This is a genomic window from Frankia sp. AgKG'84/4, assembly GCF_023242965.2.
GTDB lineage: Bacteria > Actinomycetota > Actinomycetes > Frankiales > Frankiaceae > Frankia.
The window spans coordinates 1-10,230 of record NZ_JALKFU020000150.1; the positions used below are offsets into that span (position 1 = coordinate 1).

At 64.1% G+C, this 10,230-nt stretch carries 10 protein-coding genes and 1 pseudogene; 8 read left to right on the forward strand and 3 right to left on the reverse strand.

Features of this window, described 5'->3' with window-relative positions:
• Positions 1–493, reverse strand: a 493-nt coding sequence (locus tag MXD58_RS11885) for an IS30 family transposase (protein WP_250609312.1), incomplete at its 3' end; no start/stop codon positions are given.
• A 61-nt stretch (positions 494–554) separates the two neighbouring features.
• On the opposite strand from MXD58_RS11885, the gene MXD58_RS11890 reads away from it, so the two are divergent.
• The 8 genes and pseudogenes from MXD58_RS11890 (at position 555) to tnpC (ending at position 8,615) form a co-directional block, all read left to right on the forward strand.
• On the forward strand, positions 555–1,391 hold the full coding sequence (locus tag MXD58_RS11890; RefSeq protein ID WP_250609313.1) for a carbon-nitrogen hydrolase family protein: 837 nt from the start codon (positions 555–557) through the stop codon (positions 1,389–1,391).
• Positions 1,392–2,897, forward strand: a complete 1,506-nt coding sequence (locus MXD58_RS11895) for a B12-binding domain-containing radical SAM protein (protein ID WP_250609314.1) — start codon at positions 1,392–1,394, stop codon at positions 2,895–2,897. It abuts the gene before it with no gap.
• A complete protein-coding gene (locus MXD58_RS11900; RefSeq protein WP_248841350.1) occupies positions 2,898–3,656 on the forward strand; it encodes a DNA alkylation repair protein in 759 nt (252 codons plus the stop codon). It begins immediately after the preceding gene.
• The gene (locus MXD58_RS11905; protein WP_248841349.1) at positions 3,653–4,684 is read left to right on the forward strand and encodes a BtrH N-terminal domain-containing protein; all 1,032 of its coding nucleotides are present in this window, start codon (positions 3,653–3,655) and stop codon (positions 4,682–4,684) included. The genes MXD58_RS11900 and MXD58_RS11905 overlap by 4 nt, the downstream gene beginning before the upstream one ends.
• A gap of 18 nt (positions 4,685–4,702) precedes the next feature.
• The gene (locus tag MXD58_RS11910) at positions 4,703–5,146 is read left to right on the forward strand and encodes a pentapeptide repeat-containing protein (protein WP_248841348.1); all 444 of its coding nucleotides are present in this window, start codon (positions 4,703–4,705) and stop codon (positions 5,144–5,146) included.
• 88 nt (positions 5,147–5,234) lie between these two features.
• Positions 5,235–7,022: a carbamoyltransferase family protein gene (locus tag MXD58_RS11915; RefSeq protein WP_248841347.1), complete on the forward strand. Its 1,788-nt coding sequence runs from the start codon at positions 5,235–5,237 to the stop codon at positions 7,020–7,022.
• A 235-nt stretch (positions 7,023–7,257) separates the two neighbouring features.
• A pseudogene (locus tag MXD58_RS31675) lies at positions 7,258–7,386 on the forward strand (DUF6444 domain-containing protein); the annotation flags it as partial.
• Between the two features lie 230 nt (positions 7,387–7,616).
• Positions 7,617–8,615, forward strand: coding sequence for an IS66 family transposase (gene tnpC / locus MXD58_RS11930; RefSeq protein WP_248841346.1), 999 nt, complete (start codon positions 7,617–7,619; stop codon positions 8,613–8,615).
• Here tnpC and MXD58_RS11935 read toward each other — a convergent pair.
• On the reverse strand, positions 8,612–9,043 hold the full coding sequence (locus MXD58_RS11935; RefSeq protein ID WP_250609315.1) for a reverse transcriptase domain-containing protein: 432 nt from the start codon (positions 9,041–9,043) through the stop codon (positions 8,612–8,614). The genes tnpC and MXD58_RS11935 overlap by 4 nt on opposite strands.
• A 314-nt stretch (positions 9,044–9,357) precedes the next feature.
• A complete protein-coding gene (locus MXD58_RS11940) occupies positions 9,358–9,879 on the reverse strand; it encodes a hypothetical protein (protein WP_248841344.1) in 522 nt (173 codons plus the stop codon).
• Between the last annotated feature and the right edge of the window lie 351 nt (positions 9,880–10,230).

Consider the following 10,230-nt stretch of genomic DNA (forward strand, 5'->3'; position numbering starts at 1 on the left):
GGTCGGCGACCTCCGCCGGACGCTCGGAGATGCTGACCATGCCAGCGATCCTGGCCTGCTTCGGCCGCGTCGACCCGTGCGGTCGGCGCGCCGCCCGCCCGGACCGCAACGCGAGCTTCAGCTGCGTGCGAAGCTCGCCACGCGCCTGCACGAACAGCGTCTGATAGATCGTTTCGTGCGACACGCGCATCTCCGGGTCGTCCGGGAACTCCTTGACCAGCCTGTTCGCCACCTGCTGCGGAGAATAGTCAGCGGCCAGGCGCTCGGCGACGGCGTCGTGCAACCGCCGGCCCTTCTCCAGCTTGAACATCTTCGGTCGCCGGCGGTTCTCCTGCGCGCGCCGCTGGGCGTCCGCCGCCCGGTAGTCCGCGTTGCCGCCGTTCCGCGTGACCTCGCGGCTGATCACCGACTGGCTGCGATTCAGCAGCGTCCCGATCGCCCGATGCGACAACTCCGCTGCCAGCCCCCGGGAGATCGACTCCCGATCCTCCAAGGTCAACTCCACACCCCGCACCCGGCCCTCCGATCAGCAGATCACCCTTCTACCAGGGCTGATGCACCGACCGGTTGAGACCGCCAACCAGCGGCGCGCCGAACGACACATCACCGAGGCGGTCAGGCAGGGCGCGCACCTCATCTGCCTGCCCGAGGCCTTCCTGACCTCTGGGAACATCCTGGAGGTGGCGGAGGTGTCCGTCCCGATCCCAGGCCCGGAGACGGGGCGGCTGTGCGAGCTGTCCCAGCAGTTCGGTGTCTACCTCGTCGCGGGCCTACTGGAACGCGGAGACGACGGCAAGTACTACAGCACGTCCGTCCTCACCGGCCCCCAGGGCGACCTGATCGGGAAGTACCGGCGCGTGCACTGCCACGACCTCGAGAGCCGCTACCTGAGCAGCGGCTCGGAGTACCCGGTCTTCGACCTCGAGTTCGGGCGCGTCGGCCTCCTGCAGGGCTACGACATCAATTTCCCCGAGGCGGCACGCGAGTACTTCCGCCGTGGCGTCGACATCCTAGCATGCTCCGCCCTGATCCCCGACATGTTTGCGTACGTCGCGAACATGCGCCTCCCGACCCGCACCATCGACGCAGAATGCATCCTCGCGTTCGCATCCGGGATAGGGACGAACCTGTACGCGGGATTCGGCTATATGGGTCGCAGCCAGATCCTGGCTGACCCGCTGTTTCTGGAGGCGGAGCGGTTTGACTTCGTCGACGGCGACGAACGCATGGTCCTGCTTGAGGACGGCGAGGGCGTCGGTGTGGTGCACGTCGACCTGGATCGCATGCGCCAATATCGGCACAAGGCTACGCTGCGCCATGATTTGCATCCGTCGACGTACTGGGCGGCCCTCGACGACCAGTCTGCGCCCCCCGAAGCCAAGGGGAAGTGAATGGGAATGCGAGTTCTACTCATCTCCACCAACAAGATCAGGGTGCCGCGTCCGGCCCTACCTATCGGCATGGCCTACATCAGCGCGGCGCTCAAGCGGACCGGTCACGATGTCGACGTGCTGGACCTTCTCTGGGAGTCCCGGGATCTGAAGGCGGTCCGTGAGCGGCTTACATCAAAGCCGTACGATGTCGTCGGCATCGCCGTTCGTAACCTCGACAACCTGACGTTCGTCGACCCTATCTTCTTCGGACCAATGACCGAGAAGATCGTCCAATGCGTCCGCAAGTACACTTCGGCCAAGGTCGTCCTCGGTGGCTCCGGGTTCTCCGTTGAACCGCTCGCATTCTTCGAGTACGCACAGCCGGACTACGGGATCGCGGGGGAGGGGGAGGCCGGCATCGTCCAGCTCATGGATTACCTGAAGGTCGGCGGGCCCATAGGCGAGATCTCCGGTCTGTGCTATGTCGATGCGAATGGGTACTTCGTTCAGAACCCTGCGAACTCCGCGTTCGACCTCGGTGCGCTTGCACCTGACCGATCCGTCTACGACCCGAGATACTTCGAAGAGGGGGTTTCGGCCGCCTCCGACCTCACCCGTGACCACCAGCCTGCCATCGAGACGCTGCAGACGAAACGCGGGTGCAAGCTCTACTGCTCGTACTGCATCATCCGCAAGACAGAGGGCAAGGGAAACCGTTTTAAGGAACCCGCCGAGGTCGTCGGTGAGATCCAGCGCGCCATGGCGGAGAACCCGTCGGTCCGGGAATTCGAGATCGTGGACGCGACGTTCAACTTCCCGCTCGAGTATGCTGCGGAAATCTGCACCGAGATGATCCGCGTGAAACTGAACGTCCCCTGGTACTGCCAGCTGACGCCCAATGCGATCACACCGGAGTTTGTCGATCTGCTTGCCGCGGCCGGCTGCATCCGGGTCGACCTGGGCACCGACGCGCTCACGGACGAAGCTCTGGCAGACCTCCAGAAGGGCTTCGACATGGAAAAGGTCCTCGAAGTCGACCGACTCTTCACCGCTAGTCCAATCGAGCACACGCACTGTATCTTCCTCGGTGGCCCAGGAGAGACCTCGGCCGCGTTGCGGGAGTCGATCAGCTTCACCGAGCGATTTCTCAACCCTGCCCAGATCTACGCCAACCTGGGCATCCGGATCCTTAGCAGCACCAAGCTGGAGCAGCAGGCGGTGAAGGCTGGGATCCTGACCGAGGGGCAGGGCACGTTCGTTCCGGCGTACTATGTGGAGCCGGCGATCGTCGATGACCATGAAACTCTTGACTTCGTCCGGGACGCTTATCTTCGCCACAAGAACTGGTATCTGTGGTGGGGTTTGCGCGGACAGAGCCTGTCCGATCGTGCGGCCTACTCGAAGCAGACGGTGGCTGACATGCAGCGCGAGTACGATTACGTGATGAGTACCAAAACCCGACTTGAAAAGGCCCCTCGGCGGCCGACTTCCAGGCCGACCTTGCTTACCCTAGGGTCGACATAGGTGGACGCGGGTGTGGCGGCCGACGATCTTTTGGATTCCTTGGCGGCACGGGGTGATCCGGTTTTCGCGGAAGGTATCCAGCGCTATTTTCCAAAGGGGATCCGCGCCCTCGGCGTCAGCAACGCCGCGGTCATGGAGGTCGCGAGCGACTACCTCCATAGGAGGGAGGGAATATCGGTCGGCGGCAGGATAGAGATCGCGGAGAGGGTGCTGGGGTATGCCGATTACCACGAGGAGGTGCTGCTGGGCTTCGCACTGCTGCACAAGGTCGCGAAACACCAGCTCGATGACGACTTTCTTGACCGCTGTGAGATCTGGCTGGCCCGGTACGTGTCGAACTGGGCACAGTGCGACGACCTCTGCTTGAAGTTGCTCTATCCGTTCTTTCTCGGTCACTTGGATCTGATTCCGCGTACCCGGCAGTGGGTCGACTCAGAGTCCGCTTGGGCGCGCAGGGCGGCGAATGTGGCGGTCGTGAAGTTCGTCCGCCGCAAGGTCGGCAAGGTTACGTTCGAGCTTCCCGTCTCACACGCCTTCGACAACTGCACAGTTCTCATGCACGACAACGATATCTATGTGCAGAAGGGGTGCGGATGGCTTTTGAAGGTTGTTGGCCGGGTTCATCCGGCGGAACTGGCTGCATACCTGTGTCGATGGCAACCTGAGATGATGCGGGATACTTACCGCTATGCCCTGGAAGGTTTGGACGGGAATACTCGAGCTTCCCTGATGGCCTTGGGTCGAAAGGAGGAAAGTTGAGCGTCGGCCGCTACGTTCATCGGCGAGGAATCCATTGCGAATCAGCATGTCAGTGCAACATTCTCGCGGCTGCAGGCTACGACGTCGACGAGGATGTGGTATTCGGTCTGGACGGAAGCTTTGGGTTTTCCTTCTTTCCCTCGCCGGGCAGCGATCCGGACATCGTCGTGGGAAAGCAGACGATCATGCCGCTTAGAGCGGCCCGGCTGATGGGCGTCAAGGTCGATGGACATGCCCCGAAGTCAGGCAAGGGGTTGATGGCGCTGCTGCAATCGGCTCCCGCAGTCATCACCCGCGTGGATCTCGGTCAGCTGCCGTACTGGGGGCTGGAGGGCAGATCCTCCTTCGGCGGATACTTCGTCAACGTGGTCAGGGTCGTCGACGGCAACAGGTTCGAGGTGTCGGACCCGGCGTTCGATTCGCCCGTCGTCGTCGCCGCGACGGACCTGCAGGCGGCGCGGTCGAGCCGGAACTCACCGCCGTTAAGCCCGGATTGGAAGGTGTACATCTTCGGCACGCACCGCACTATCCCGGAGCTGAGGCTGGTAGGGCCGGTGGCGGTGCGAAATTTGTGTCGCGATGTCCTGAAGCCCGGTAACCGGAACATGGGCATACCTGGCATGAAGCAGCTGCAGGCAGCGGCCTCGGCATGGCCGCGGTCAAAGCGCGGTGAGGTCGACGATGTTGACGCCGAAGGTCGGGCCGTCCGTTCTGACGCGCTTGTGCGGCAACTACTCCACCTAGGCGACCAGATCGAGACGTTCGGGACCGGAGGTGGACTCTTCCGCCCAATGATCGGCCGCTTCCTTACCGCGCTCGCCCTAGCGTCGAACGATTCTCGATATGCAGATCCCGCCGAGCTCTTCGTCAAGAGCGGCACGCTGTGGCAGAACCTGGGACGCACCCTGCTGGCGAGAGCCACGGTTCCGGGGGCTGACCGGTCGCAGCTTGTAGAGGCTGTGGTGGACACGGTCGGGTCCGTGGTCGACATCGAGAAGCGCGCGCTGCGCGCGCTGGGCGACCTCTAGGCGCGGGTGGACAGCATCATGCCGACCACGGACGAGGCCATCCTGCTGCGGGGTCCCCAGCAATGGAACGAGTATGCCCGCCTACGCCGGGCTCGGGGCCCGTTCCGCCCCGATCTCAGAGACGCATGCCTGCACGGCGCCGATCTTCAGGGTGTCGATCTAGTAGAGGCGGACCTCACCGGAGCCGTGCTGTCCGAGTCATACTTGATGTCCGCCGACCTGCGGGGGGCCAACCTCGAGGGTGCCACTCTGGTTGAGGCCTATCTCATCCAGGCCGACCTGGCGAACTGCCGGCTTGTCGGGGCCGACCTCGACGGGGCCGACCTGTCCGGGGCCGACCTGTCCGGGGCAGAGCTTGATCCCGGCTTCCGGCGACGAGCCGTCATCTCCGACTTCCTCACGATCTGGCCTCAGCAGGCATCCGACAGCCAGGTGTCAGGCAACGGCCGGACCGGTCCATGACGCCCCGCCGACAGAAGTCCCAGGAATTCGGTACACCGAACTGGCCCTGACCTCCACAACCTCAAATCCTGTCGGCAAGGAGCTCCTCATGATCGTCATGGGCTACAATGGATTCAGCAAGTCCGCCGACGTCTTCGCGCGCCTCTACCGCGCCACCGGCATCGACCGCCATCTGCTGTACGGCCATGACGCCGCCGCCGCCCTGATCGTGGACGGAGAGCTAGTCGCCGCCGTCGAGGAAGAACGACTCAACCGCGAGAAGAGGACATCAAAGTTTCCTATCAACGCAGTGCGCTGGTGCCTGGACTCATCGGGGATCTCCTACGATGATGTCGATGTCTTCGCCTTCTCCTGGCAGTTCTCCCAGGACGTGATCGACAAAATGACCGCCGAGATCACCGATGACCGTGCCGCGACGACCACGGCGAAGTTCGCACGTCTGCAGCGCCTGGCGGAGACCCACACAAGCCTGTTCAGCGAGGAAGCGATTCGGGCCGACTTCCTCGAGCACACGGGGCATCTTCTAGGCAACGAGCAGCTGGTCTTCGTCCCGCACCACATCGCACACCTGATGACCGGATATCACCTGTCCGGAGGCGGGGATACCGCGTTTCTAGTCAGCGACGGTCGCGCCGAATGGCTGTCATCGATCATGGGTGAGGTGCGTGACGGCAAGGTTCAGATCTTTGACGACGTATCGATCGACTCGCGACACTCGCTGGCGATGCTCTTTTCCGTGGTGACCCGATATCTCGGATTCACCCCGAACAGCGACGAGTACAAGGTCATGGGTCTGGCCGGCTACGGCCCGCCGCCCGAGCCGAACCCGTTCCTGCAGCATGTGGTGGAGGTGCGTCTCGACGGTACCTACACCATCCCGTATCCGGCTAACATGATTCCCGCATACTACGAGCTGTTCGACCGGATCTTCGATGGAAATGCGGACTGCAGGGAGAACTTCGGTTTCCGGGTGCGCGTGGCCAGCGCGGCACAGCACATGCTGGAGGTCGTGACCGCGGGCCAGGTGCGGACGCTTGAAGCAAGAAGCGACCTTCGGCGGATAATCTTTGAAGGTGGACTCGCACTGAACTGCGTCAATAACAGCAAGTTGCTCGAGGGCTCTCGCTTCGCCGAGATGGACGTGAGCTTCGGCGCCAGCGATGTGGGAGTCGCCATCGGGGCAGGGGTGTTCGCCAGTCAGCAGGAGGGTGCGTTTCCCCGGGTCGGCAGGACGCCATATCTGGGCCCCAGCTACGGCAGGCAGGAGATCCTCGCAACGCTACAGCAGTTCGCCGACCGGGTTACGTGGCGCGAGTTTGATCCCGAGTCAGTGCCCCGGGAGGCTGCGACCTTGCTGCAGGAGAAGTGTGTCATCGGGTGGTTTCAGGGTCGTCTTGAGTACGGGCCGCGGGCGCTAGGTAACCGCAGCATCCTCGCCAATCCGATTTTCCCCGATATCAAGGACATCATCAACGAGCGAATTAAGCACCGGGAGCGGTTCCGACCTTTTGCTCCCGTGGTTCTCCAGGATCTCGCTCCTCACGTGTTCGAGCTTGGAAAGAAGCGGGCCTCCCCGTACATGACCTTCGTGGTTCCGGTACGACCCGAATACCGGGAGATGATTCAGGGTGCCTGTCATGTCGATGGCACATCGCGCATCCAGACGATCACCGAGTCGGACAACCCGCCGCTCGCGGAACTGCTACGCCTTTTCACGGAGCTCACCGGGGTACCGTGTCTGATCAACACTTCGTTCAATATTGCTGACGAGCCAATTGTTTGCTCTCCTATGGATGCCCTGTCCTGCTTCCTCAAGACAGAGATGGATCACCTGATTCTTGGCAACTTCCTAGTCTCTCGTGATCTGGGCGACTGAACGCGCCGCGTCGAGTCCTGCTGCTGCAGTACCGTAACTGGTCAGGTCTCGTAGATCGTTTGTTTTTGCTCTCGCGGCGTGCTGGGGCTGTTCGGTGATCTGGTAGTCCCGGAGTGTTGGTGCCGCGTGGTTGATCGGTCCGTAGGGTTCGGGTGTGTCCGGTGATCCGCCCGCGCCGTCGGTGCCGTCGTATGACGAGCTCGTGGCGCTGGTGGTGGAGCAGGCGGCGCTGATCGTGCAGTTGCGGGCCGAGTTGGAACAGGCCCGGGCGCGGATCGCCGAGCTGGAAGCCCAGGTCGCCAAGACGTCGCGGAACTCGTCGAAGCCACCGAGTTCGGACGGGCTGGCCAAGCCACCCCCGAAATCGTTGCGGACGAAGACCGGCCGCAGGCCCGGCGGGCAGGACGGCCATCCCGGATCGACGCTGCGGATGGTCGCCGATCCTGACGAGCGTGTGGTGCACGAGCCGGGGCCGTGCTCAGGGTGCGGGACGCAGCTGGCGGACCGGCCAGTGACCCGGACCGAACGCCGGCAGGTGTTCGACCTGCCCGAACTCCGCCCCCACGTGACCGAGCATCAGCTCCTGGAACGAGAATGCGGCTGCGGGACACGGACGAAGGCGACCCCACCGGCCGGGGTGGACGCCCCGGTCCAGTACGGGCCGCGGGTGACCGCGGCGGCGGTCTACCTGTACTCCGGCCAGTTCCTGTCGAAGGACCGGACCGGACCGCGACCGCGCTCGCCGAGCTGGTCGGGATCCCGCTGTCCGCGGGCACCGTCGCGGCGATGGCCGCCCGCGCCGCCACCGACCTGGAAGGTTTCCTCACCGCGGTCCGCGAGCACCTGGCCGGCGCCGAGGTGCTCGGCGCGGACGAGACCGGGCTGCGCGTCGCCGGGAAACTGCACTGGGTGCACTGCGCCCGCACCGGGAAGTACACGTTGATCGACTGCCATCCGAAGCGGGGAACCGTCGGGATCGACGCCCTTGGGGTGCTGACCGGGTTCACCGGGGTCGTGGTCCACGACGCCTGGGCCGCGTACGACAGCTACACCGACGCCACTCACCAGCTGTGCGTCGCCCACGTGCTCCGCGAACTGCAGGCGATCACCGACACCGCCCCGGCCGGGACCTGGTGCTGGGCCACCCAGGCCGCCGACGCCCTCGTCGCCCTGCACCGGCTCACCGTCGAGGCCACCATCACCGGCACACCGGTCGACCCGCAGGCGCTGGCCACCCACACCCGGGCCCTGCGCCACGCCGCCCACATCGGGATCACCCAGACCTCCCCGCGGGGCACGAAACTCATGGCCGCCCGCCACGCCCTGGCCTGCCGCCTCGTCGACCGCGAAACCGACTACCTGCGCTTCACCCGGGACCTGCGGGTTCCCGCGGACAACAACGGCTCGGAACGCGACATCCGTATGATCAAACTGCGGCAGAAGGTATCCGGCTGCCTACGCACCCTCACCGGTGCCCGCCAGTTCTGCGCGATCCGCAGCTACCTGTCCACCGCCACCAAACACGGCATCCCCCAGTTCCCCGCCCTCGTCCAACTCGCCGAGGGCCGCCCCTGGATGCCCGCAACCACCTAACCCAAGATCAAACCAGTACCTGACCAGTTACGAAAGGTGAACGAGATGTGCTCATGGTCGCCCGCCCGGTCCTGTTTGCAGAACACGATCCTGGTCTTGTCAGGGTGAATTTCCAACCCGACTTCAGCGAGCCGGCGACCGACCGCGTCACGTACGTGTCGCGCCTGCTCCTCTGTAGCGCAGTGAATTACGCCATCGTCCGCGTACCGCTCGAACGGGACGCCCGGGAACTCCCGGACCAGCCACGAGTCGAGAGCATAATGCAGGAACAGATTGGCGAGCAGCGGTGAAATCGGTCCGCCTTGCGGCAGCCCCATCGTCCGCGTTTCAAGGGTTCCATCGGGCTTCCGCACCAGGCTTTTCATGCAGCGTTCCACGTACAGACGGACCCACGGGAAGTCCGTATGGTGCGCCACCGCCTTGAGCATCAGATCCCACGGCAAGGCGGGTGATGGGAATGTGGCCGTCTACGTAGACGCCGCGGGTGCGACATTGCCAGACGTGGTTACGCAAAGAACATGTTTGACACGCAATCCTTCCTGCCATCTGCGGGAAGCGGCGTTTCCACTCGTCGTCCAGGGCGTAGGCGTCTGAGGCCAGCGGGATGGAGTTACGGCACAGGCAGCAGGCGAGTCGGAACTTCGGGCGTGGCATGGCAGCCTCCAAGGGCGTGGGGGGCGTCGACGCGGCCGCGATGCCGGCGCGAGGCCGATCGGCCTTGAACGGCCTCGCGCCGGCGGGATTATGAGGTGTCGTCGTCGAGCAGGCGGCGAAGCTCGCGTAGCTGGTCTGGCTTCATATGGCGGCGCAGGGTGTTCGCGATCGACTCGGGTTTCCCGAGAGGTACGGAGATGGACTTGGCCCGCAAGCCCGCCCGGATCATCGCCGCGTGGGGGGAGATACGGCCGGCAAGGACCTCGTCACGAAGTTCGGCCGCCTGGACGTTGCCTGCCTCGGCCTCCTTCCGGAGACGGCGGAGCGCCTTCTCTGTAGCGTTGACCTCAGGCCGGCCTACCTTGGGATCATCGTTACCGAGGTCCGTTCGCTCGTCCTGCCGACCGGCCAGAACCTGGTCGAGCAAGTCGAGGGTTCCGCGGTCGTCAGCGAGGATTCGTTTCAGAAGTTCGAGGGTCGCACCCAGTCCGCGGGTGGGCGGGGTGGTCATGAAGTCGGCGAAGTGCTCGTGTTGGACGAGATCGCCGCGGGGGGTCACGAACTCACGCCAGGATCCATCTTCGAGGACCCGCCGGAGTAGGTCCGGCACAGTGCCCAGTCCGGACTCTGTTGCCCGTAATGACCTGCCGAGGGCCTCGATCAGGACGGCGTTCGCTTTCGCTGTGCTCACTCGGTGCCCGCGAGCCAGCGATCCAGAATTTCGATCCGTTGTATGAGCTGCGGATGAGTCGCGGTTTCGACGTTGCCGCCGAACAATCGGTTGAGCTCGGTATGAATCTTCTTGTGTTCCCGGCCGGTACGGAGGCTCAGCAGTCCGACCTTGCGGCTGATGAGTCGCCGTACCTCCTGCTTCTCGTCTCTAAAGAAGGTGTTTGAGATCGTCGGTTAGATGATTCTCTGTAGCGGTCGGGGTCCTGGCCGTCGGGCGGGTGCGCGCCGG

What these genes read in the sequence shown, in the direction of transcription:
- MXD58_RS11890 (WP_250609313.1), top strand. Translation starts at nt 555, where the DNA reads ATGCACCGACCGGTTGAGACCGCCAACCAGCGGCGCGCCGAACGACAC.
- MXD58_RS11895 (WP_250609314.1), top strand. Translation starts at nt 1,392, where the DNA reads ATGGGAATGCGAGTTCTACTCATCTCCACCAACAAGATCAGGGTGCCG.
- MXD58_RS11910 (WP_248841348.1), top strand. Translation starts at nt 4,703, where the DNA reads ATGCCGACCACGGACGAGGCCATCCTGCTGCGGGGTCCCCAGCAATGG.
- MXD58_RS11915 (WP_248841347.1), top strand. Translation starts at nt 5,235, where the DNA reads ATGATCGTCATGGGCTACAATGGATTCAGCAAGTCCGCCGACGTCTTC.
- tnpC (WP_248841346.1), top strand. Translation starts at nt 7,617, where the DNA reads ATGCGGCTGCGGGACACGGACGAAGGCGACCCCACCGGCCGGGGTGGA.
- MXD58_RS11935 (WP_250609315.1), bottom strand. Translation starts at nt 9,043, where the DNA reads ATGCTCAAGGCGGTGGCGCACCATACGGACTTCCCGTGGGTCCGTCTG.